We start from the raw sequence: 24,160 nt of genomic DNA on the forward strand, positions 1-24,160 counted from the left end.
AACGAGGCCGCCTGTGCAGGCGGCCTCGTTGCGTTTTGTACCTTCAGTTTTGCGTTATGGATTTTGTACAACGAGTTGGTCCGCAAGCCGGAAGCGCACGATGGACTCGGCAGGAATCACGATGTCGCGATTGCCGGTGGTACCGGCGATCAACGTGCCTGCGCCGGCGCCCGCTGCGCCACCGATCGCCAGTCCGACACCGCCGGTAGCGATGCCGCCGATCAACATGCCCGCACCGGTCATGCCACCGATAAAGCCTGAAGAACGCCGGCCCTTCCCACGCTTCGTACGCACGTTGTCATGCGTATCGATCCCATATTGATTGCCATTCAGCGTCATCGATGTGAGGCGTAGTTCGAGGATTGAACTGCCCTTGAAGTGACCGCGGCGATGCGAAGCATCCACCCGGCCGGAGACCGGTGTGCCACGCGGGATCACGACCGTACCGCCCTGCACCACGGGTTCGACAACCTCGCCGGAGAAGCGATCGCCAGTGCGGCTGGTCTTGACACTGATGCGCTGATTGACCCGAATAGCCAGATCCGTACCGGCAGGAACAGTGAGTTGCAGAGGAGCCGCCGGGGGAGCCGACGAGGGCTGGGCAGGCTGACTGGCCGCCGCTGCCGATTGCACCGATTCATTCTGCTGAGACGTATTACCCTGCGGAGACATCGTGCCCTGGGGAGACATGGCACCGTTGCTGCCATCGTTGGGAACCGGAGCAGCCCCGACAGCGGTGATTACCGGATCCGTTTGACGCGGTTTGGTCCCGGCCAGCGGCGGCGTGGTGGAGGTCTGAACGACAGGCCCCTGTCCTGCCACCGGAGCCTGTACCGTAGTGGTGACAGAGTTGCCGTTTGCATCGACGTAGTTGATCTGCTGAGGCGTATTCGTAGAGGCAGCCTGGGCCTTCGCCTGGTCAAGTGCCTGCTGCTCTTTGTTTTTGCAGCCTGCAAGCATGGCCAGGGTGATAAGCCCCGCGCCTGCCATAAAACGAATCTGTCTGCTGAATGCCATTGATCTTCTCCTCGCCGCATTGAGCCCATGCGGCCTTTCGGGGAGTTGCTGGCTCGAGTAGGTTTACTTTGAGTGAGATGCCCTATTTCCGGCCACTGTCGCCTAGCCCAAAGCGAAAGATAGAGAGAAAGAGTTAAGATCGTGAACAGCCATGAGCCCGACATCGACACCCAGCACGCGTCCGCAACTCGCCCACCTCTCCGCACAACTCGACGATCTGCGAGCCCGCGGCACCTACTTCCGCCTGCGTGTTCTGGAGGACGAGCAGGCTTCCGTATGCCACTATGACGGTCGCGAGGTCATCAACCTTGCCTCGAACAACTACCTCGGGTTGTGCAATCACCCGAAGCTGCGTGAGGCGGCAATTGCCGCTACCGAAAAGTACGGCGTAGGCTCCGGTGCGGTGCGTACCATCGCCGGAACCATGCGCATTCACATGGAACTCGAAGAGAAGATCGCGGCGTTCAAGGGTGTAGAGGCCTGCGTGGTCTTCCAATCCGGCTTCGCAGCCAATGCAGGCACGGTGTCGAGCATCCTCGGCAAAGAAGACTTCATCCTCTCCGACGAACTGAATCACGCGAGCATCATCGATGGCGCCCGGCTCTCACGCGCGAAGATCAAGGTCTTCCGCCACAAGGACGTCGCACACGCCGAGGAGTTGTTGAAGGAGATTCAGAACGAACCCGGCCGCAAGCTCGTCATCACCGACGGCGTATTTTCGATGGACGGTGACATCGGCCCGGTCGCGCAGCTTTGCGATCTCTGCGATAAGTACGGCGCGATCATGATGGTCGACGACGCGCATGCCTCCGGCGTGCTGGGCCGCAATGGCCGGGGCAGCGTCGACCACTTCGGCTGCACGCAGCGCGTGGACGTACAGGTAGGCACGCTGTCGAAGGCCATCGGCGCGCTGGGTGGCTATGTCTGTGGCTCCAGGGATCTGATCGACTATCTCTATCACCGTGCACGGCCCTTCCTGTTTTCAACGTCGCATCCGCCATCCGTGGCTGCCACCTGCATCGCCGCATTCGACCTATTGGAGAGTGAGCCCGAGCGCATTGAACGGCTATGGTCGAACACGCGCTACTTCCAGGAGCAGCTGAAGATAGCCGGGTTCGACATCGGCGGCAAGACCACGCCCGCCAGTGAGACACCGATTACTCCTATCCTCATCGGCGACGGCCGCAAGACCATGGACTTCAGCCGCGCGCTCTTCGAGCAGGGACTGATGGCTACCGGCATCGCCTTCCCCACGGTCCCGGAGGGCAAGGCACGCATCCGCTGCATCATGACCAGCGAGCATACCCGCCAACAGATCGATCAGGCTCTGGAGATCCTGACAACCACGGCAAAACGGCTGGAGATTTTGTAGTGAATTTTCATCTTTCCGGGAAGCTCCACAGCATCTCAGTCTGGTAGAAAGTCACTAACAAGGAGATTTTGCAATGGCTGATTTGGATGCTCTGAAGCAGAAGTATGCCCCTGTAATTGAGACGATTGAGAGCTTTTCCGAGTATGGCGCGAAGCTGGACTCCGTCGATCTCGATGGCGAAAAGCTGCACCTCAAGGGCGAGGTTCCGTCGACCGTGATCGCGAACCGCGTCTGGGACGTCATCAAGGAAGTCGACCCGACCTACAGCGACCTCGAGCACGAGATTGCCACCACCGGCGGCGAGACGCAGCCCTACACCATCAAGGCCGGCGACAACCTCAGCAAGGTGAGCAAGCTGTTCTATGGCCATGCGAACAAGTACCAGGAGATCGCATCCGCCAACGGCATCGACAACCCTGATCACATCCAGGTGGGCCAGGAGATCAACATTCCTGTGCAGTCGTAGGTATTCAGGCTATGAAAGAAAGGCCGCTTCGGCGGCCTTTTTCTATTGAAACCATCAACAATCGGCCTCAATTCAAGCCATCCACCGCAAGCAGGTGTCATTCCCCTCGTTATCGTGGCAGAATGTTGCTCGTCTAAGGTGCAGCAACCTTCGATAACCACAGTTCCGCAACCTTCAGCAATCCACCATCGGAACGAAACTTCACATCTCGGCAATCGAATAAAACAGCCGTTTTTCTCTGAGCTCTAACGAGGCTAAAAGCGTGCTTGAGGCTCCGGCTGTTGTCGAACATCAGAGTCATATCAGCAACCTCCGACGCTATTCGAATTGCTTGCTGCGTGCGAGGATACCGGCTCTTCAATTTAGCGTCGGGTACCGAATGGCCACCGTGCATTTTTCTTGTGGCCACACGCAAAATGGAGAGTTCTGCACTGGCAAGTCCAACAAACAACAAGATCACGAAATACCCGTGTTCCTGCAAGGTCGTGATGGTGTCTGTTTTGGATTTGAAACTACCATCCGGCTGCTGCTCAAGATAGGAAAAGACTGTTTCGAAGGCAAAGGACATGCCTTGATCCATAATCAACCCCATAAAAAGTTGGACGCCGTCCTGAGAGAGCTTCTGCCAACGCTCGTCTCCATCTCGCAATCTCTCCGCCCATTGCTTCAACTTCTGATCTTCGTCGACTGGAGGAAGAAGTGAGAGTGTGAGACGATCCGCGTTCACCAAAGGAATCTGGAGCCCGTCAGCAAGTCTGTCATACCAGAGCGTCGACTTCCCCGATCCATTATGGCCAGCTAGAACAAGTGCGATAGGTTTTCCTTCTGCGGCTGCAATCTTCAGAAGGCTGTCGAGCGTCGGAGGCTTCCGAACCATTAGCCGGCTTTCGCTATTACGCGGAATTTGCCGTTCACAACTCGACCGACAATCTTCCGTCCGGCGGCATCTTCACGCACAATTTTGGAAGTGTCTTTGGGGTCAATGGAGTAGGCGTACACAGGCTTGTCCGAAATACTCCTGAACACCCGACTGCGATCTACTCCAGGCTTGCTCATAACCTTACCGAGCCGAGCGAGTACGGCAGAAGCTTTCTCTTTCGGTGAAACGGTTTCTTTTCGATACCGCTCACCAATTTTGATAACCAAGAGATCGGCGCGAGGAGTGACGACTCTCCGTTCACTCGCTGCAGCAACCATACCTCTTGCGGCAGCAACCTTGCGACCTTTAGCAGGTAAAGTTGAAGATGCATTTTGTGGAGTGCTCATGTTTCCTTCTCTCTCACACGCGCTCGGAACCGACAATGCAAATAGCAATTGTCGAAAACCAGTATAGCCTTCCGCCTGAGGATAGAAAATGCAGATTTCGGCGCCTTAGCAATTCTGTCCTGTATCCCTAAGCTAGATCTTCTGCACGCGCATCACTTCGCGAACACCGGGCACTTTGCGCAGATTCTGTGTCAGCCGCGTGAGATGGCGAAGGTCGACCGTCTCAATGACAAAATCGACATGGACCACGCCATCCTGCGAAGGTTTGGTGTCCAGCGAGCGGATGTTCGTGCCGTCCTCGGAGATGATGGCCGTGAACTCTTTCAGCAGACCGGCGCGGTCGTCGCACACCACCGTCAGCTTTACCGGATAGGTCGTAGGCTTCGGCCCCTGCTTCGTACCAGCTACAGCAGGTGCCAATGCGGCCCAATCGACATCGATGCGGCGATCGGCTTCGTAGAGCAGGTTCTGCACGTTCGGACAGCTGCGCGCATGAACGGCCACGCCCTTGCCACGCGTGACATAGCCGATGATCTCTTCGCCGCGAATCGGGTTGCAACATCGCGCGCGGTACACCAGCAGGTCGTCCTGCCCTTCCACCTGCAGCGAGTCCGACCCCTTGCCGAAGAAGACGCGCTTCACGGCATCGGACATGTGCGCGAGAGTATTGCCCACCGCTCCCGGCTCCGTATGCGCGGCTTCGGCGGCCATCGTGCTGCCGGGCTCCAACTTGTTCAGCACCTGCCGGGCTGAATATTTTCCGAAGCCGATGCCCGCCAGCAGATCCTGCTCGCCGCCCAGGCCATAGTCATTCGCAATGCGGTCGAAGTCGGCGGTCTTGAACTTGTCGAGCGACAGCTTGTACTTGCGCGCCTCGCGGTCCAGCAGCTTGCGGCCGATCTCAAGGGCACGAGCCCGTTGGTTCTCGTTGAGCCAGTGCTTAATCTTATTGCGGGCGCGCGAGCTCTTGGTAAAACTCAACCAGTCGCGCGAAGGAGCGTGGCCGGCCTGCGTGCTGATCTCGACGATATCGCCGTTGCGTAGCTTGTGCCGCAGCGGAACAATGCGACCGTTCACCTTGGCGCCCGTCGTCGTATGGCCGACATCGGTGTGAATGGCATAGGCAAAATCGACCGGCGTGCCGTCCTTGGGCAGCACGATGACCTTGCCCTTGGGCGTAAAGGTGTAGACCTCCGCGGGGTACAGGTCGATGCGCAGCGTCGACATGAACTCATTGGGATCGGTCATCTCGCGCTGCCATTCCATCAACTGCCGGACCCACGCCAGCCGCTGTTCATCCGCGGCGCTGACGTTGTCGCTGGCCTTGTACTTCCAGTGCGCGGCGATGCCCTCTTCCGCCACCTGGTGCATGTCTTCGGTGCGAATCTGCACCTCGAACTGGTGTGCGCCTTCGGCGATCAGCGTCGTGTGCAGCGACTGATACATGTTCGGCCGCGGCATTGCGATGAAATCTTTAAAGCGCCCGGGCACAGGACGCCAGGTGCTGTGCAACAGGCCGAGCGCGGCGTAGCAATCCTGCTCCGTCTGTGTAATCACGCGGATGGCAAAGAGGTCATAGACCTGGTCGACCGGAATCTGGTGGGCCGTAAGCTTCTGCTGGATCGAGTAGAGCCGCTTGATGCGCGATTCCACGCGGGCATTGATATTCGCCTCGCGCAGCTTGGCTTCCAGCGTGCTCACGATGCGATGCAGAAAGGCTTCGCCCTCACCGCGCAGCGAGTCGACTTCGGTCGTAAGCTGCGTGTACTGGAAGGGATCGGTGTAGCGGAAAGCGAGGTCTTCGAGCTCGCCGCGCAGTTTGCCCATGCCCAGCCGATGCGCTAATGGAGCGTAGATTTCGAGGGTCTCGCGCGCGATGCGCTGTTGCTTCTCGGGCTTCAGGTGCTCGAGCGTGCGCATGTTGTGCAGGCGGTCGGCGAGCTTGATGATGACCACGCGAACGTCCGTGACCATGGCCAGCAGCATCTTGCGAATGTTCTCGGCCTGGTGGTCTTCGCGATTGGCAAACTTGATCTTGTCGAGCTTGGTAACGCCCTCGACGATATGCGCCACCTGCTCGCCGAAGCGCTTCGCGATCTCCTCAGGGGTAACGTCGGTGTCTTCCACCGCATCGTGCAGCAGTCCAGCAGCGATCGCGGTCGAGTCCATCTTCAACTCCGCAAGCACCTGCGCAACCTCAAGCGGATGGATGACGTACGGCTCGCCCGAGGCGCGCTTTTGCGTCGCATGCTGCTGCATGCAGAAGATCCATGCTGAGCGAATAATCGCAAGATCGTCTGCGGGCCGGTTAGCACGTACAGTTGCGAGCATGCGCTCAAAGCGCGCGTCCAGTGCCACATCGCCGGAGAGTACACGGGTGCTGGGCTCGACCGGAGGCGGTGCCGGGGCAGGCGAAAGGAAGACGCCGGAGGGCTCATCGAGATCTGTGGTCTTTAGATCGGCGATAGCACTTGCAGACGGAGGATGGCCAAGCGAGGTGGGGGGGAGCGTTGCTTCGAGCTCCACGCCAGTTTCGCTGATTGGTGGCGCGAACGATCTCTCTGAGCCGGCCGCCGGGAAGCGGCCTTCCCCTGATTCAGGACCGGGTACAACCGGCCGCGCTATAGCCATAGGCCATTATACGTGGGCGGTGGTTCGTAGAGATAAGGGAGGAGTGGCAAGTGGTAAGTACAGGGGCACTGGGGCCGGAGCGACAAGATTACAGCGCCAACGGCGCGGCACATGGCAACCCGGGCCGAAGCAGATTCCCTGCGGGAATGACAACCAGAAAAGCAAGTACAAAGACAAAAGTAAGTGCAAAGGCAACTACCGGCCAGACCGCTCTACCCACTTATCACTTGTCACTTGCCACTGTCTTACCGCAGCAATCCGGGCGTCGGCCTGGGCCCTTGATGCGTCCATCGCACCAGTTCGTCGAACGCCCGCCCAATCTCTTCCGGGGCAATGACGCAGTGGCCCTCGCGATGCACGTATTTCTGCACGAGGTTTTGCTCGAAGCCCGCGGCCATCACCAGGTGGTCATAGGCAGAGAGCGTCGTTGCAGGGACCAGGGGATCGTAGATCGTATGGAGCGCGAGCATGGGCTTCGCCAGGTGGCCATTCGGAGTGTAGTGGCGGAAGAGATACTCCTTGGCCTTCGGGTCGGCGGCATAGCGGCGAACGCCATCGTTCAAGGCATAATCACCGGCGGACGAAGCAGGATTCGTCCCGGTATAGATGTAGTTGCGATTGTCGAAGGGGTTTCCCCCGGCCCGGCGCTGCATGTCGCCAATCACGAAGGTGAAGTAGGAGATACTACTGGCCAGCCCGGCATCGGTATGCAATCCCGTGAGGGCCCGCATCTCTTCGGCGGCCTCGGGATTGGCACGCAAAGCGGCCATGATCTTCTCGTGCATGGCGATCGAGTTGATGTAGTCGGCGGGCGTAGGAACCAACGGCGGCATCAGGCCGGGAAAGTAGAAGTCGAAGGCTGCACGCCAGGCGAAGCGCCGCTCAAAAGACTCGGACGTCGCCCCCACAGCGCCGCAAAGATCCAGTCCCCCGAGATAGGGCTTCGGATTCAACTCCAGCGTAATCATGGTGAGCGCACCGCCCATCGACTCGCCGGCAACGTACGTTTCGTGCGGCTGGCCATAGGTCTTCGTAAAGTAGCGGCGCAACTGCTCCGTCTCCGGATAAGCCTGCGGCAGGGCCCAGCCGGGCTGCGAGTAGGCGCTCTGCGCGATGGCATAGTGGCGGTCGAAGAGCGGTATCTGCCGTGGCTCCAGACGCTCGGCGAGGTGGAACGTCACTCCCTGCGTGGCATAGCCGTGGTAGTAGACGATCAGCGAGTGGTTCCAGTCGTTGGGAATGTCGATGCGGTACGCCGCGCCTGACAGTACACCGATCTCGGTAGTTCCAAAGGGCGTCTTCAGCACCGCAGGCCGGGACTCCGGCTTCTGAGCATGAAGGAGCGATGCGCCGGCCAGCGCAAAAACGATCACTGATTTCAGCGCAGACAGGCCTGTCTTGTGCGTTGAAAGACGATCTCGCGAAGTAAGAAGCATGTAGGGTTCCCACCGATTCTATCGCACACGGTTCTTACCCTTTGCCGTCGCCCAGCTTCGGCTTTCTGCTCTTGTTTTTGCTTTTCTGGTTGTCATTCCGACCCTGAGCTTAGTCGAAGGGGAGGAACCTGCTTCCCGAATCACCACAAACGCCTGTGCTTCATCCAAACGACTTCCGAGCCAGCGCAAGCGCCTCCGCCTGCATACCAGCCTCGTCCCCACATCCCGCCAACCAGTGCATCTCCGTCTCACGGCGAAACCACGTCATCTGCCGCTTGGCATAGTTGCGATGCCCCTGCTGCGCCGCTGCAACGGCAGCCTCCGACGTCAGCTCCCCACGCAGAACCGTCATCGCCTGCGCATAGCCAAGCGAGGTCAAGGCACGGCAATCCTCCCCGAAGCGAGAACGCAACATCTCCGTCTCGGCAACGAGACCGCGCTCGAACATCGCTGCCGCGCGCTGGTTGATGCGTGCATAAAGAACCTCGCGCGGAGGTCCGAGCGCAAACTGCAGCACGCGATAGCCCTGCAGGGCATCCCGCCCGGCCTGCCACTGTTCCGTCTGGGGCTGCTTGGCGGCAAGAGTGACCTCGATACTGCGGATCAGCTTCGGCGTATCGTTCGCGTGGATGGCCCGTGCTGCCTGGGCATCGAGCCGCTGCAGCATGCGGTGCAGATATGTCGACCCGCGCTTCGCCGCAACCTCTCGCAGCCTCTCGCGCAATGCCTCATCGCGAGGAGGAGCAGGTGCGAGTCCCTGCAGCAGCGCGCGCAGATAGAGCCCCGTTCCCCCGGCGACGATGGGCACAAGTCCCCGGTCGCGAATATCGGCGATGGCCGCACGCGCATGCCTGGCGTAGTCGCCTGCGGTACAGGCCTCATCCGGCCAGTAGAGATCGAGGCAGTGGTGCGGCACTCGCGCGCGCTCTTCGTCCGTCGGTTTGGCCGAGCCAATATCCATCAACCGATAGACCGCCACCGAATCGCAGCTCACGATCTCGCCACCCAGTTGCGCAGCAAGTGCCATCGCCAGGGCCGTCTTCCCGCTTGCCGTGGGCCCCGCGACAACGAGCAGCGGAGTCTCCCCCTGCCCGCTCATGGTCTCCACCATCCAGGAACGAAGACACGTCCCAGACCAGCCCGCGCCATGCTTACAACCAGCACCAGCACCGCCAGCCAGAGCAAGCCACGCACCAGGCTGCGATGCTCCAGTTGCTCACGCTCGCGGAAGTAGGCTTTACGCTCCTGCTCCGCACGATCCAGCGTGCGTGTAGACGCAGGAATGCGGGGAGGTTCAGCACGGTGTTCAGACTGCTGTGGCATCTGTTTAGCGAAGAGGCTCGTTGACCAGGTACAGGAACCTCAGCTCAAGGTTAGGCCCATGGAACTTCGAGGGCAACGGCGGAAACTGGCCTTCGCTGGTAATGGAACCCCACGCAGCCTTATTGATCGCATCGTCGTGCGTCGAGCCCTCAAGATGCATAGCGCCGATACGGCCATCGGGGAGAATCGTAAAGCGAATGTACGTCTCGCCCGCCTTCGACAAAGGCGGCTGAGTCTCCTCCGGCAACAGGGGAATCCAGTTGCGGTAGATATCGGCCTTGAGACGGCGCAGGTACTCGCTGAAGTCGACGCCCTGCGTATCGGAGAGGACCTCGACACCACCCAGGTTGTCGGCCTTGGACGGGCTGCGGGCAAAGCCTCCCCCACCGCCACCACTAGCCGCTGCACGTTCTGCGTTCCGAATGTTGTCGCCCGCTGTCCCGGAGTTCGTATTGAAGTCCGGCTTAGAGGAAGGCTGCGGAGTCGGAGCGTCGGCGAGCGCAGGAGCCGGAGTGCGCGGCTGTGGCTGCGGCGTTGCCGGGATCGGCGTTGTTGGAGGTGGATTGATCGGAGTAGGCGCGGTCGGCATGGGAGCCGGAGCAGGTGTCGGCGGCTTCGGCGGGGCCTCCCGTGCCATCGTACGCAGATGCTCCAGCGTACGGTTGTCCACAGACCGCGGCTTTGGCGCCGGCCTGGGCGAAGGCGCACGGGACGTCAGCACCGGCAAATTCAACTGCGTAAGTTCCCGATTCTTCAGGACATCCGTTGGGCTGACCAGGACCGGGGCATGCCACAGATAGCGCGGACCGTAGAAGAGAACCCAGGCCACCACCAGCCAGATAAAGACCGAGATGTAGATCGATTCGCGAAACCGTCCCCGCGCGCGCTCATCCTCCATGGTGTCGAGCAGACGAACCAGCTCGTGCTCTTCGAGTTCGCCATAGCGGTTGGTGCGAATGCGGATTGGCTTTACCGGAACCTGACCGGTCGGATCGTGCGGCACAAAGGAGAGCGGCGCACTGGAATCGGGCGTGGGAACAGGGGTCTGAGACTCAGGCGAGTCCTGCTCCGGCGTCGGCTGTCCGGGTTCGATCGGGCTTTGGGTAGGAGGCATCAACTGTCTAGAAGTCTGTGACGGTTTCGCGAGCACAAAGTTTCGCCCACGTAACCGGCCGCCAGACCTGATTGGATGCTGGCTGATTTTATTTTCGCATCTTTCTCCCTAAGTGAGCATCGGGGAAAGAGTTCCCCTTCAAACTCTCTCCTTAACGCCACGCGTCGTCTATGCTGCCAACATGGCTCTCCCCGCTGACCTCACCGGACGTACCGCCGTCGTTCTTACCGCCAGTGACCGCTGCTTTGCCGGAACACAGACCGATCTCTCCGGGCCGGTGATCGCACAACTGCTGACAGAGGCTGGTGCCAAGGTACTGGCGATGCAGGTCGTCCCCGATGAGTTGTCAGATATCACCGCAGCCCTGCGCCAGGCAGCCGGACAGGCCGCTCTAATCGTCACCACTGGCGGAACGGGCCTCGCTGCCCGCGATGTGACACCAGAGGCCACGCTGGCCGTCTGCGACCGCCTGGTCCCAGGTCTGGCGGAGCTGATCCGCCAGGATGGCGCCCGGCACACGCCGTTCGCGGCGCTGAGCCGCGGGGTCTGCGGCGTTGCGCGTAAAGCCTTGATTCTCAACCTGCCCGGAAGCCCTTCCGGGGCAGAGAGTTCGCTGCGCGCGGTGCTTCCGGTCTTGCCGCACGCCCTCGATCTATTGGCCGGAAACACGGCACATGAAGGCTGAAAACCGGCGCTACACGCCCGATTCAACTTCACCGTAACAGGAGATTTGTGCTCAGGCGGTAGAATAAAGGTTCGTGATCATTGGACCTCTTGCACTTCTGCACAAAGTCTCGACCACCTTGCTGGCCGTAATGAAACCCCTCGGCATCTGGGGTGTCGGCGGGCTTGCGTTTATCGACTCCGCCCTGATTCCGATCCCGGTCTCGATGGACGGCGTGATCATCGGCTACGTCGCCACCAACCACAGCCTCTTCTTCGTCTACTGCCTGATTGCGGCAGTGGCTTCGGCGATCGGGTCGCTGGTTCCCTTCTACATCGGGCGCGCGGGCGGCGAGCTGGTATTGCTCAAGCGCATCAACCGCGAACGCTACGAGAAGATTCGCGACCGCTTCGAGCGCCAGGAGTTCTTCGCCATCATGATCCCGGCGATGCTCCCACCCCCGACCCCGCTGAAGCTGTTCGAGTTCGCCGCAGGCGTCTTCGAGATGAAGCCCATCACCTTCGTGCTGGCCATCTTCACCGGCAAGTTCGTGCAATTCCTCATCTGCTCTCTGCTGACAATCTGGTTCGGCCCCAAGCTGGTGCATACCATGCACGGTATGTTGCATCGCCATCTGAGCGTGATGATCGGCATAGCCATCGGCGCGCTGTTGATCCTGCTGTTCTACATCACCCGCAAGATCTTCGATCGTCGCAAGGGTGAGAATCTGCCGTCGGAAGACGCTGGCGAATAGACAGTTCTTGTCTTAGCCCTTTGCTTTTCCAGTTGTCATTCCTCCCCTGAGCGAAGCCGAAGGGATGGAACCTGCTTTCTGAAATGAATGGGCCTGAATTTTCACGCGCACTTGTAGACACGGCCCAGCCCTCGACGCTACCATGGCGAAGAAAAGGCGACAATCCAAAACAAATTTAAAGAGGCTAGGAATGCAACTTTCACGCAGCATTTTGCCCGCTCTCGTTGTGTGCGGACTTCTCTCGTTAAGCCAGGCGGCTCATGCCGGCAATAAAAAAGTATTCGTTGACTCAACCCCTGAAGGCGCCCAGGTTGAATTGAATGGAAGCATTACCTGTACTACCCCCTGCACAATCAATTTCCCCAGCGCTTTCTTCGGGAAAAAGCATACAGCCTTTGGCAAGTATTTGGACGAGCCCGTCATCATACGACTGACTAAAGAAGGCTTCGTCCCGAAGGACGCACACCTGGTTACGGGCCCCCATCACTGGTCGAGTCTGAACGGCCAAAATCACTTCAACTACTACTACTTCTCCGACGACCATTTCAATGTTTCGCTAACTCCTGTTCAAACGTTTGTAGAACAGGGAGCACCAGTCGCCGCCGCCGAAGAACTGCCTATCGAACAGATCGTCTATGACTCGCTGCCGGCAATCGTGCAAATTCATGCCGGACAATTCAGTGGAAGCGGCTTCTTCATCACTTCCGCGGGGTTGGTAGCCACGAATGCACATGTTGTCGAAGGCCAACCGTCCGTAACGGTGATCACACCCGACGGGAAGCCCCTTTCGAGTAACAGCATCTATGTCGACCATGACCGTGATTTAGCTTTAATCAAAGTGGACGCCCATGATGTTCCCTTCCTCGCTCTGTCCCCCGCGCTGCCCATGCAGGGAGCCGAGGTCATCGCCATAGGAACTCCGGGGATCAACGACGTAGCAGGAGTGGGTCTGCTGCCGAACTCCGTCAGCAAAGGAATTGTAAGCGGGATTCGAACCTTCTCCGAGGACACGATCGCCAACGCTCCAGGCCGCGCCGGGACATGGATCCAGATGGATACGACGATCAACCACGGCAACTCCGGCGGCCCACTCATCAATCGAGCAGGCCTCGTAGTAGGCATCAACACTTTGGGCTTTGCGGGCACAGGCACACCGGGAATCAACTTCGCCCTCTCCGCGAAGGAGTTAGCGGGCATCGTTCATGAACGGCTGGGAATCACGCTCGGACCAAAGGCGGATTCCACCCGGCACTCCGATCAGGCGGCAACAGGAAAGATCTCCATCCTCTCCACACCGGACGGAGCCGATATCGAAATCGACGGCGTATTCCTAGGCAATACTCCTTCGGATCTATCGGTTGAAGCTGGGAAGAGAGTCATCAGGATTACCAAGAAGGGGTATCAACCGTACGAACGCACCCTTCAAGTACAACCCAATGGTTCGCAGAGAATCTCGGCAGAGCTTGATCCGGTTACTACTCCATGAATTTGTATAACTCACTTTAAATAAAAAGGCCGACGCCATAGCGTCGGCCTTTTTATTGAATGCGGTTAGAAGTGGAACTTGCCTGAGAACTGAGCGACCCGGGCATCCGGCGATTCCGCTGCGATTCCCGATCCACCAAAGCGTGTGCTGGATATTTGTCCGAAGCCGGATCCTACCGTTGTATTTGGCGGACCGTACGTTGGAGTATTGAGCGCGTTGTACAAATCTGCGCGGAAGTCCAGTGAGGTTTGATGCCACAGCAGGAAGGTCTTGGAAAGAGACAGGTCGACGCGGTTGTAGCCCGGCCCATAAACAACCTGGCGCAGAGGCGGGCCATAGGCTGCGATTCCACCGTTGTCAGCAATCGATACCTGATTGGGACCGAGCGGAACTCCTGGCGCAGGAGGTGCAACAGCGACAGGCGGATTGGTATAGGCACAAGGATTGAACCAGGTCTTCACCGTACGAGTCTTCGTAGCGCAGACTACGCTGGGATCAGGATTGGAGCCACCCGTCGCGAAAGGATCACCGATCCTTACAGCGTCTGCGTTACCCACCCCGTTGGTAGGATTATTGCCTGCGGTCACCAGATTTGGCTGACCCGTCTCAACCCGGAAGAGGAGACTCAGATTGAAACCACCCACAAGCGCATCCAACACCCTCGACTGATTCAGGTATTTGCGCCCACTCCCAACAGGCAATTGATACTGCGTGTTCAGGACGAAGCGGTGACGAGTGTCTGTTGCGGTTGGGCCATAATCAAAGCCATAGCCCAACTGTCTCCAATTGCGATAATTCGAGCTGTTTGTTCCACCGAGTGGCTGGGTGGTGTCATCCAGGCTCTTTGACCAGGTGTAGTTGGCCATGAAATACAGACCGCCCTTGGAGCGATGCTCGCCGGTAACCTGAAGGCTGTTGAAGTTGGAGCTGCCTTCGTTGTCTTCCAATCCCCCTCCAGAGAATTGATTGAACGGCCGGGCATTCTGCACGGAAGCTCCGGGAGGAAGCAGATTAGGGATCTGATTGGCGCTAGGGTTCGAAGTGATGTGAACGCCCAAGGCTCCCACATAAGCAACAGTTACCGTTGAGTTGCCGGCAAGCTGCTGCTGCACCGCAAGATTGAATCCCTGAGTATAGGCAGTCTTCAACGTCTTGGGATACATATTGATGCCCGGAGTCGTTATGAAATTGGATAGCCCCGCCGACAGAGCTGCGCTGAATCCATTCTCAAGCGTGAGGCCATTCGTAGCACAGTTACCCGGCGTGCAGATACCACTGTTGAAGTTCGAGGTAAAAAGAAACGGAGCATTCAGCGCAAGATTCGGGCTGAAACCCACATTCTCAAAGCCGCCGAAGAAGATCCCGTACCCGCCACGAACCACCAGCTTGTCCGTTGCAGAGTAAGCAAAACCGATACGTGGCCCAAAATTCGCTTTTTGTGCGTTCGTCAACGCAGGATTACTGTCGTAGACGACGGGCACATTGTTAGCTGCGAGTTCGTTGAGAAACGCCTGCGGCAAGGGGTATTGCTTTGCCGCATTGGGAAGCAGATAGGTCGCAGTGTTGTTGGAGTAATCAATCAAGAAGTTAGCTTGACGGCCATCCAACTCTACAAAGGGCTGGAAGTAGTCATAGCGAACGCCCATGTTCAGGGTCAGGTTTGCGCTTACACGCCAGTCGTCCTGAAAATACGCACTGCGATACCAGCGTTGATCGTGTACCAACGAGAAGTTTGAAACCGAAGCCGTATCCATCTGGTCGAGCAGGAAGTCAGCCCCGCCAAAGCCGGAGTGGGCTTGATTGGCTTGATCTTCCGTGTATTTGCCGTCGAACTTGTAGTACCCACGTGCCTGCGGTATCTGCAGAGTCTGAATACGAATCCTCTGTAGATTGAATCCGACCTTCAGGCTGTGCTTGCCAATCGTCTTGGAGACGTTGTCCAGAAGTTGAGCCACGTTTTCGAATTCGTTGGTAGGAAGATACTGGGCTGAGCCGAAAGAGGTAGGATTCGGATTGGTGCTGGTTCCGAGGTTTTGACCACCGCCAAAATCGAAGAAGGGCAAACCGCCATTTCCTGCCTCGAAGGGAATACCCCCGAGCCCAAACTGGGGTGAAAGATCCGTATTCGAGTTTGGCTGTGCATACTGCGCGTTGATCCAGTTATAGCCAACACGAAACTCGTTGGCCAAAGTCGACGTGAAGAAGTGCGTCTCCGAGAGAGTGAACTGGCGTGCCTTGTCGGTGACGTTGCCACTCGTGCCGAAGCCTGAACCATCGAGTATGCCGAAGGGGCTTGGATAGGTTTGCTGTTCATTGACTACGCTGTATTTAGTAAAGATCTGATCTTTCTGGCTTAGGTTCCAGTCCAGGCGTCCATCGTACTGGACGGTGTTGTCCTTCGCTCCGCCCAGAAACTGATAGTTGCTGTATGTCTGGCCGGGAGCACCAAAGTTCGGGGCGGGGAGAAGGTTGAAAAGTCCCTGCGCGACGGTGTCGATTTGGGCTGGGCAAATGACATTGATCTGACCGTTGCACTGTAGCGGTACAGGGTGGGGATTGATGCTGCTGTCTGTACCCGCTGCGTAGAGGGTCTTCGGGCTGCCGCCTGTATCCGTAGCACTCAGCAGTTCGCTGAAGTCACCCGTTCTCATCTTGAGGGTGGGAACTGTATTGATGGAACTCTGACCGAAGATAACGCGATTCCCTTCCACATCGCCGAAGACAAAGAGTTTGTCCTTGAGGATCGGTCCGCCGATGGCTGCGCCAAACTGGTTCTGGCGATACTTCGGTTTGGTGGCTTCAAAATAGTCACGGGCATTAAGAATGTCGTTCCGCCAGTACTCCCACAGAGTGCCGTGAATCTGGTTGGACCCGGATTTCATACTCGCGATCACCACGGCACCGGCTGCCCGGCCAAGCTCCGCGTTGTAGCTGGACGTCTGAACTTTGAATTCAGCAAGCGATTCAGGAATCGGCTTGATGACGTACATGGCGCCGCTTGGTTCATCGACCAACATGGCATTGTTGTCGACGCCATCAAAGATGTAGTTATTTTGCCCGGTCCGTTGGCCGTTGGCTGAAAAATCACCACCGTTCGTGCCGCGGGTTCCTTGTGCGGCTGGAGCCACTCCAGGAGTAAGTTGTGCGATGAAGATAGGATTGCGGTTCACCAAAGGCGTCTGGACGATTGCCGCCGCTGAGATAGTGGCTCCCGTGGAAGAGTTATCTGTCTGCAAGGCTGCAGGATCGGTGGTGACCTCAACGGTCTCGGTAACAGAACCGGCCGCAAGCGTTATCGGCACCTCAATACGTGCGGAAGCATTGACGACAAGTCCCTTTTGTTCGGCCTTGGAGAAGCCCTGCGCGGAGACAGTGACCTTATAGCTGCCGATTTTGATCGGGGTAAAGGTAAAGATTCCCTCGTTATCGGACTTGCGGACCAGGGAGAGCCCTGTCGCTTCATCGACCAGGGTGACAGTGGCGTTGGGGATGGAAGCGCCGGTGCTATCGTGCACCGTTCCAGCAAGCGTGCCCTGATCCAACTGGGCATAGGCTGCAGTTCCGCTCAGCAGGGCGGAGACGATCGCAAAGAGGAATATAAAAAGGCTCAACTTAAAAGAGCTTTTTTGAAGATGCTGAGTTGGATTGGAGAGAGATTGATTCCACAACTGACGAAACTGCAAGCTTGTTTTAGAGAGCGTGGTCGATCGCGTTGAGCAAGCGATATAAGAAGTTTGCGCGGTCTTTAGATCCCTCATCGATGTTGGGACTCCTGAAATTTTGAAGAAATCTATTGGCCGGGAGCTTATAGGCCCCGTCAAGTTCTTGTCAATTGCGTAACCGTTTACCCATGTGCAAAACCCCATATCGTAACCGCTTACGTGACCTCTCGGCATCCACCGAATACCCGCAATCGATGAGTCAGAACTTCCGCCCTTAGATGTCATGGCGGCGTTCATGGCTGTCTAACGTTTTGCTAATTTTTAGGTGTCTTATAGGTCGATAACATGTCCGGCATAGCAGCGCATTTCACGACGCATAGAGAGGCGCGAATCGGAAGAGCATGGTTCAGTCGGCCACGCTGTATCGTGAGGCACGGATTGGAAGGACATGTTCCCCTATCGCCACAATGTATGGGGGAGCACGAACCGGAAAGGCACGGTTTCGACCGTGCCCTTCCGGTTCGTGTTGGGCCTAGGGGATAAGCAGAAACAGTTGCACTTTACGCTAGGAGTAGCTCTTGGAAGCGAAGTGCGGGTACGGCGCACCAGACCTAGATTAGAGATACGGTTCTACATCTAAAGGGAAAATGGCTGTGAGCGCATTGAGCGTCACAGCCACTGTCAACTTGGTCCTATTTCGGGTCTGTACATATCTTCGACTCGTAATAAGAAGCTAAACTTCGAGTCTGAATTGTAATGTCTGCGCTTTCGCGCTTAGCTGGTGACCAGTTCTGTACGGTGGTAGCAGCCTCTTCCATGCTCTCTCGCAGAGCTTGGATACGGTCTACGACTGGCATCGCGACGCTCATATCATTCTCCCTCAGCTATCATTCTTTCCTTCATTGTTCGATTCTGCTAGATCTAGAGGAAGTTGCTCAAACGATCTCTTTAAACGAGCGATCGCTCTTGTTTCTCTCTCTACATACGAAATTGACACCATCGAAGAACGAAGTTGCGTTCTGGACCTCTGCCAATTGATCGCGTGGCCATTATGCAGCTTCCGGTCCACTTCTTGACTGTATACCGGTTTGGTCGTGAACAACGCAGAATATTTACTCGGACTGATGCCAACAAAAGGCACGAAGGGAACGGCATACGGATTGCTACGACTTCTAGCGGACTCACCAAGCTGAATCGCATCAGCATGCAGCTCTTTCGCTTTGCTTTTCGGATACGGTTCAATATAAACAACCTTTGAGATACCCGCTCCGATGATGTGACGAGCACAGTTATGGCAAGGGAAAGTTGTCGTGTAAAGGGTTCTTCCAACAGTCGAAATGCCCTTTCGGGCACAAGACAAAATAGCCTCCATCTCTGCATGGACCGCGCGTCCGAACTCCGTAATAGAGAAGAGCGATGTTTTCTTTACCGCTCCTCGGATTCTTGGATCCTTCCCAACATCATCAGGAAGAGCTCGCATGATTTCATCGAGAATGAGATTTTTCCGTTCATCGTTCGAGTCGAGGCCCTTGAGGTGATCTCTCTCGTCTCCCTCATCTCTTTCCCAGTATTGGCCCCCGCCAGCCTTCGGGACCTCGTTACACCCAACCGATAAAATATCTCCATCTTGAGAGGTGATCGCCGCGCCAACTTGTCGCCCGAATTGTGCAGAGCGAAGTGAGGCAGAATACGCCATGAACATAGCCTGCTCATCGCGGGTCGGGGTCTTGTATGGATGAGAAAAAAGAACATCAAGAAATCGACCAAGTTGACGTTTCCAATCATCGCCGTTTCCACCAACGTCGAGAAACACGTCTGACAAGTGGAAGGCTTCCCGTGTACGCTGTCCACCATCTTGATGATCATGGGCGTCCGTATGGACGAGTTCTTTCGCTTCATCAACTGTCATATTTTTATGGCGATGAAGATGCTTTACTCTCTCTTCTTCTGGAGCGAACACCCCGATCAAATGGAATCCGTGTCCATACACTGAACGGAGATATGCTACTTCTTCAGATCTCTTCAGGGTAACTAGGATATGCGCTTCGTTAAGAAGCGCTTCCCCAGGAGCCTTTTTCTTCCGCGCAGACGCAATTTGGTTAACCGCCGCCAATGCCAGCATCGCGTTCTTCTCTTCATCTGTCGCTCTACTGTTGAATTTTCTGTATACCTCATTGGCTGCGTCGATTCGAGTTAGTATCCGCTGGTGTTCGGGCGAATCGACAAGATTGCAAACTACGTTGAGCATCTTACTAAAGGGCTCGATAAAATCGCTCAATCGAACGATAGTGGGTTTATATCCAAACTCCCGAAGCTGCGAAGTAAGATTCTCCGCAACCATGTAGGCATCTGTGCCAATGGGCGCGACCAAACCAAAAACTAGTTCTGCGTTTTTCAGGCGTTCATTGCTTTCAGGCATTGACGTTGAACCTATCTAACCTTTAATTATCCCGGCATCAACCACTCGCTTGAAATGCTTCGCAGCCTCATGACAAGCCTTTCGGGTTCTTGCCTTTGATCTTGGCCGTGAAATAGAATGACCAGTCTTCAACCCCATACACCAGAGATCAGCGGCATCTGCCCCAAATTCTGATTCGATAATGATTGTTAGAAGTTCCATGTAGGCATCTAGTTCATGGTCTTTCCAACTTGAGGGATATAAGTAAACATACCGCTGCTTACCTTCTTTATCAGTAACAACCATATGAGGCAGACCTTTCAAAATGATGCCATTGAAAAATGTGCCGTCCATCTGAGTCGCCCTGAGCAGACTACCTTTAAACTCACCAATCTTTGGAAGGAAATCCTTTTCAAAACACTCGAAGCATTTTTGATTATCTTTTACCGGATACTGGGAAGGAGAGTGCACAACTTCTGATGCACGATGCGACATCTCTTCGTAGATCTCATTCCGTCTTGCGCCTCTATTTGAAGCTAGCTGTACAACTGCCTCCCTCACTGGCTGATAGTAACGGTATACAATTCGCTGTTTTGCTTCCAAATCAGCGATTAGTTTTTCCCACCGCCCGGCAGGTGCATTTACAAGCCGACTAAACGGATAAATGTGTATGCTAGGCGCCTGAACAGTAAGCGTAGCCATCCTAGACTCTTGAACCACAAGCTCAACCTTCGGTGCCATATTTGAGACCATGCCTCCATTTGATTGTTGCGAGGTTGTTATTGGGCCCAAATACCAGAGCCCGCCGTAAGGTTAACGGCGGGCTCTCGCACTACCAGTTCTCTAGCTGCAACCACTCGTGCTTCCGCACTCCATGCAGCGATAGCAAGACCCATTCCTCGTCATAATGCTGCCGCAGGTTCCGCACGAAGGAGCATCGCCCATGTCGTACAGATCCTTCATCGCTTCGGCAGCGTGGTAGACGCCACGATCCGCCGTCGCGAGGATGCCTGGACCTGCACCCTCAGCCGTGAGGCCGGAGTTTGCCGTCAGGTCGGGAGCGATTCCCTGCTGCGGCGGTGTGCGGTCGTTGCGCTCGAAGGCTTCGCCGAGCATGGTGTGCTGGGCGGGTTCGGCGCTCTCAGAAGCGTGGGCAGAAGCAAATACAGGAGTCTGCGGCGCTCCGGTCGAGAGGACAGCGTCAGAGGCAGGCTTGAGGCCCGCGAAGAGATCCAACTGCGTTCCGCTGAGGAAGCGCAGCTGCATCCAGCGGAACAGGTAGTCCATGATCGACTTCGCGTAGCCGATCTGCTCGTTGCCCGTCCAGCCCGAGGGCTCGAAGCGGGTGTGTGCGAACTTCTCGCAGAGCAGCTTGAGCGGCACGCCGTGCTGCAGGCACATCGAGATCGCCGTCGCGAACGAGTCCATCAGACCGGAGATCGTCGAGCCCTCCTTTGCCATGCGGATGAAGATCTCACCCGGTACGCCGTTGGGGTAGAGGCCGACCGTCACATAACCCTCGTGACCGGAGAGCGAGAACTTGTGCGTGATCGAAGCCCGCTCCGCCGGCAGGCGGTGGCGCATCGCACGGGGCGGAGCCTGTGCGTCGAGCGCATCGGCGTTCTGCGTCGAGGAGAGCAGCAGCGCCGTGAGCTTGGCTTCGAGCGCGGCAACCTGCTGCTTCACCGTAGCAGTCTCAGCCTGCGAGGCAGCGAGAGCGGCGGCGGAGATCGTCACCTCTTCGTTCACCTTAGTCGAGTCAACAGAGGTGCCCTTCTTATCGGCATCCGTCTGCGCCGCGACGTTCAGCGGCTGGGTGCCCTTGGAGTTGTCGCGGTAGATCGCGACCGCCTTCAGGCCGAGACGCCAGGCCTCGGTGTAGGCCTCGGCGATGTCGTCCACCGAGCAGTCGTTGGGCAGGTTTACCGTCTTCGAGATCGCGCCCGAGAGGAACGGCTGCGTCGCCGACATCATCTTGACGTGGCCAGTCCAGGCGATCGTGCGGGTTCCCTTCGCGGGCTTGAAGGAGCAGTCGAACACCGCGAGGTGCTCCGGCTTGAGGGACGGTGCGCCTTCGATGGTGCCGGTCGCGTCGATGTAGTTGACGATGCCTTCGACCTCGGACTCCTTATAACCAAGCTTGAAGAGCGCGCCGGGGACCGTGTTGTTCACGATCTTGATCATGCCGCCGCCGACCAGCTTCTTGTACTTGACCAGCGCGAGGTCGGGCTCGATGCCGGTGGTGTCGCAGTCCATCATGAAGCCGATGGTGCCGGTGGGCGCGAGCACGGTGACCTGCGAGTTGCGGTAGCCGTGCTTTTCGCCGAGCGCGAGCGCCGTGTCCCAGGCGTTCTGGCTGGCGGCCTTGAGCTCTTCGAGCTGCGGCGCAACAAACGGTTCCTTGGACGACTTCAAGCTCTTGTCGATGTTGTTGACCTCCGCGCGATGCATGCGGATGACGTCAAGGAAGGGCTCGCGATTGACGTAGAAGCCAGGGCAAGCGCCGCCCTGCACGCCGGTCTGCTGCGTGAGCGGGGTCGCTGCGCCGAGCGGCGGGCAGTCGCCGGCGATACGCGCCGACTGGGCATAGGCGTCGCCGCAGAGGATTGCGGTCAACGTCGCGGCATAGGCACGGCCGGCGTCGGAATCGTAAGGCAGGCCGCGATCCATCAGCAGCGCGCCGAGGTTCGCATAACCGAGACCGAGCGGGCGGTAGTCATGCGAGTTCTTTGCGATCTGCTCCGTCGGGTAGCCGGCCGCGTCCACGATGATCTCCATCGCGGTGGTAAGGACAGCCACCGCATGGCGATAGCTGGGAATATCGAACTGGCCGCCGGGCGTCAGGAACTTCAGCAGGTTAAAGCTGGCCAGGTTGCAGGCGGAGTCATCGAGGAACATGTACTCCGAGCAGGGATTGCTGGCGTTGATGCGCGCGGTGTTCTTGCTGGTGTGCCAGCGGTTGATGGTGGTGTCGTACTGCATGCCCGGATCGCCGCACTGCCAGGTGGCCTCGGCGATCTGGTGCATCAGGTCACGAGCGCGGATCTCCTTGACCGGCTGCTTGTCCTTGACGGTGCGCGTGGTGAACATGCCGTCGTTCTCGACCGCCTGCATGAACTCGTCGGTAACGCGGACGGAGTTGTTGGCATTCTGGAAGAAGATCGAGGTGAAGGCCTCGGAGTCGGGGCCGGAGCCGTCGTAGCCAGCCTGCATCAGGCTCCAGGCCTTGCGCTCTTCCTTGACCTTGCACTGGATGAAGTCTTCGACATCGGGATGGTCGACGTTGAGGATGACCATCTTGGCCGCACGGCGGGTCTTGCCGCCGCTCTTGATGACGCCGGCGAAGGCGTCGAAGCCGCGCATGAAGCTGAGCGGGCCGGAGGCCGTGCCGCCGCCCGAGAGAGTCTCCATGGAGCCACGGATCGCCGAGAGGTTCGAGCCTGCGCCCGAGCCCCACTTGAAGAGCATGCCCTCGGTCTTGGCCAGGGTCAGGATGCTATCGAGGGAGTCGTTCACCGAGTTGATGAAGCACGCCGAGCACTGCGGGCGCGTGTAGCCGGTGACGGAGAAGGCAACCTCGCCCTGCGTCGCGTCCCAGTGCCAGTTCTGCGCGTCGGAGTTCGGCTCGAGGCGGTCGCAGCCGACGTTGAACCAGACGGGCGAGTTAAATGCCGCCTTCTGGTTGAGCAGCAGGTGAGCGAGTTCGTCGAAGAAGATGCTGGCATCTTCCTCAGAGGCAAAGTAGCCATCGCGCAGACCCCAGTCGCGGATGCTCTCGGAGACACGGGTGATCAGGGCGCGGACGCCGGTCTCGCGCTCCGGCGTGCCGATCCGGCCGTGCAGGTACTTGCTGGCGACGATGTTGGTCGCGGTCATCGACCAGTCGCTGGGCACGTCGACGTTCTTCTGCTCGAAGATGAGCTTGCCCTTGTAGTCCTGAATGACGGCGTCGCGAAGCTCCCAGGTGAGCTCATCGAAGGGCGAGATCCCGGGTTTGGTGAAATGGCGACTAAATTCCAGACCGCGTGCGCTGGACGTGCGTGTAGATGCCATCGCGGCTTGTTTGCCATTCTGGACGGGGGTGGCGGCGGTGATTGTTTTGGCCATGTTCGATCAAACCTTTCGGGTAAAACTGAAGCTGATTCCTGCAAAATAACGAACACCGATAAACCCAGGTAGCGGGACTTATCGGGTTTAGAAAAAGACTTGGCGGACGAAATCCGGAAGAAAACTTGTCGGGTCGTGATCCGAGAAGAAGACTTGGCGGTCTTTCCAGTGCCTCCAGTGGCGATGCTTTGCCAACACGTTCCTGGCTGCTAAATAAAACGCGCTACGATAACTGGCTGGCAGAGCCAACCAAGGGTCGAAGGTTCCTTTTAAGCGGTGTGGCCGTGGCTACGGGCGCTTCACCAGGAACTGCGGGTGAGCTTGAAAGTACCGCCCCATCTGGTACGAGTCAAGTATAAAACAACAAGATCTAGTGGTGTCGAAGTAGATACTCCCGGGACGCGACGATTCACAGGGTCAACCTCGGTTTTTCTGGGGTTTTCTTGTGGAAAGCTCCGGATAGG

17 protein-coding genes are annotated in these 24,160 nt (G+C 57.5%); 5 read left to right on the forward strand and 12 right to left on the reverse strand.

The features are described 5' to 3' along the window. Window positions 1–54: 54 nt before the first annotated feature. Window positions 55–1,017 (reverse strand): hypothetical protein, encoded by a 963-nt coding sequence (locus ACIX8_RS21165; RefSeq protein ID WP_014267431.1) that lies wholly within the window; start codon window positions 1,015–1,017, stop codon window positions 55–57. A gap of 151 nt (window positions 1,018–1,168) precedes the next feature. Here ACIX8_RS21165 and ACIX8_RS21170 point away from each other — a divergent pair, with 151 nt between their 5' ends. Together ACIX8_RS21170 and ACIX8_RS21175 are read left to right on the forward strand one after the other, a co-directional pair. Then, a complete protein-coding gene (locus ACIX8_RS21170; protein ID WP_014267432.1) occupies window positions 1,169–2,389 on the forward strand; it encodes a glycine C-acetyltransferase in 1,221 nt (406 codons plus the stop codon). Between the two features lie 73 nt (window positions 2,390–2,462). Further along, window positions 2,463–2,855, forward strand: a complete 393-nt coding sequence (locus ACIX8_RS21175; RefSeq protein ID WP_014267433.1) for a LysM peptidoglycan-binding domain-containing protein — start codon at window positions 2,463–2,465, stop codon at window positions 2,853–2,855. A gap of 133 nt (window positions 2,856–2,988) precedes the next feature. Here the strand turns inward: ACIX8_RS21175 and ACIX8_RS21180 are convergent, their stop codons facing one another. The 7 genes from ACIX8_RS21180 to ACIX8_RS21210 form a co-directional block, all read right to left on the reverse strand. Further along, a complete protein-coding gene (locus ACIX8_RS21180; protein ID WP_014267434.1) occupies window positions 2,989–3,732 on the reverse strand; it encodes a zeta toxin family protein in 744 nt (247 codons plus the stop codon). Continuing rightward, on the reverse strand, window positions 3,732–4,121 hold the full coding sequence (locus ACIX8_RS21185; RefSeq protein WP_150110699.1) for a hypothetical protein: 390 nt from the start codon (window positions 4,119–4,121) through the stop codon (window positions 3,732–3,734). Before ACIX8_RS21185 ends, ACIX8_RS21180 begins: the two co-directional genes overlap by 1 nt. A 132-nt stretch (window positions 4,122–4,253) precedes the next feature. Beyond that, window positions 4,254–6,752, reverse strand: coding sequence for a RelA/SpoT family protein (locus tag ACIX8_RS21190; protein WP_014267435.1), 2,499 nt, complete (start codon window positions 6,750–6,752; stop codon window positions 4,254–4,256). A gap of 245 nt (window positions 6,753–6,997) precedes the next feature. After that, complete coding sequence (locus ACIX8_RS21195) at window positions 6,998–8,188, reverse strand: hypothetical protein (RefSeq protein ID WP_014267436.1); 1,191 nt, start codon at window positions 8,186–8,188, stop codon at window positions 6,998–7,000. Between the two features lie 160 nt (window positions 8,189–8,348). Further along, the gene (gene miaA, locus ACIX8_RS21200) at window positions 8,349–9,287 is read right to left on the reverse strand and encodes a tRNA (adenosine(37)-N6)-dimethylallyltransferase MiaA (protein WP_014267437.1); all 939 of its coding nucleotides are present in this window, start codon (window positions 9,285–9,287) and stop codon (window positions 8,349–8,351) included. Continuing rightward, window positions 9,284–9,511, reverse strand: a complete 228-nt coding sequence (locus ACIX8_RS21205; protein ID WP_014267438.1) for a hypothetical protein — start codon at window positions 9,509–9,511, stop codon at window positions 9,284–9,286. The genes miaA and ACIX8_RS21205 overlap by 4 nt, the downstream gene beginning before the upstream one ends. Before the next feature lie 4 nt (window positions 9,512–9,515). Then, a complete protein-coding gene (locus tag ACIX8_RS21210) occupies window positions 9,516–10,625 on the reverse strand; it encodes a TonB C-terminal domain-containing protein (RefSeq protein ID WP_014267439.1) in 1,110 nt (369 codons plus the stop codon). A 181-nt stretch (window positions 10,626–10,806) separates the two neighbouring features. Between ACIX8_RS21210 and ACIX8_RS21215 the strand changes: the two genes are divergently transcribed. From ACIX8_RS21215 to ACIX8_RS24895, 3 genes are all read left to right on the forward strand, one after another. After that, on the forward strand, window positions 10,807–11,310 hold the full coding sequence (locus ACIX8_RS21215) for a MogA/MoaB family molybdenum cofactor biosynthesis protein (RefSeq protein ID WP_014267440.1): 504 nt from the start codon (window positions 10,807–10,809) through the stop codon (window positions 11,308–11,310). A 73-nt stretch (window positions 11,311–11,383) separates the two neighbouring features. After that, window positions 11,384–12,043, forward strand: a complete 660-nt coding sequence (locus tag ACIX8_RS21220; RefSeq protein ID WP_014267441.1) for a YqaA family protein — start codon at window positions 11,384–11,386, stop codon at window positions 12,041–12,043. Between the two features lie 190 nt (window positions 12,044–12,233). Next, on the forward strand, window positions 12,234–13,529 hold the full coding sequence (locus ACIX8_RS24895; RefSeq protein WP_014267442.1) for a trypsin-like peptidase domain-containing protein: 1,296 nt from the start codon (window positions 12,234–12,236) through the stop codon (window positions 13,527–13,529). 65 nt (window positions 13,530–13,594) lie between these two features. Here the strand turns inward: ACIX8_RS24895 and ACIX8_RS21230 are convergent, their stop codons facing one another. The 4 genes from ACIX8_RS21230 to ACIX8_RS21245 form a co-directional block, all read right to left on the reverse strand. Beyond that, the gene (locus ACIX8_RS21230) at window positions 13,595–17,140 is read right to left on the reverse strand and encodes a carboxypeptidase regulatory-like domain-containing protein (RefSeq protein ID WP_223295409.1); all 3,546 of its coding nucleotides are present in this window, start codon (window positions 17,138–17,140) and stop codon (window positions 13,595–13,597) included. Window positions 17,141–18,071: 931 nt separating this feature from the next. After that, a complete protein-coding gene (locus ACIX8_RS21235; RefSeq protein WP_014267446.1) occupies window positions 18,072–19,610 on the reverse strand; it encodes an anti-phage dCTP deaminase in 1,539 nt (512 codons plus the stop codon). Window positions 19,611–19,625: 15 nt separating this feature from the next. Continuing rightward, window positions 19,626–20,291, reverse strand: a complete 666-nt coding sequence (locus tag ACIX8_RS21240; RefSeq protein ID WP_150110700.1) for a hypothetical protein — start codon at window positions 20,289–20,291, stop codon at window positions 19,626–19,628. 141 nt (window positions 20,292–20,432) lie between these two features. Continuing rightward, complete coding sequence (locus ACIX8_RS21245) at window positions 20,433–23,696, reverse strand: vitamin B12-dependent ribonucleotide reductase (RefSeq protein ID WP_014267448.1); 3,264 nt, start codon at window positions 23,694–23,696, stop codon at window positions 20,433–20,435. Window positions 23,697–24,160 lie beyond the last annotated feature (464 nt).

It is taken from the genome of Granulicella mallensis MP5ACTX8 (genome assembly GCF_000178955.2).
In the GTDB taxonomy this organism is placed as follows: Bacteria; Acidobacteriota; Terriglobia; order Terriglobales; family Acidobacteriaceae; genus Granulicella; species Granulicella mallensis.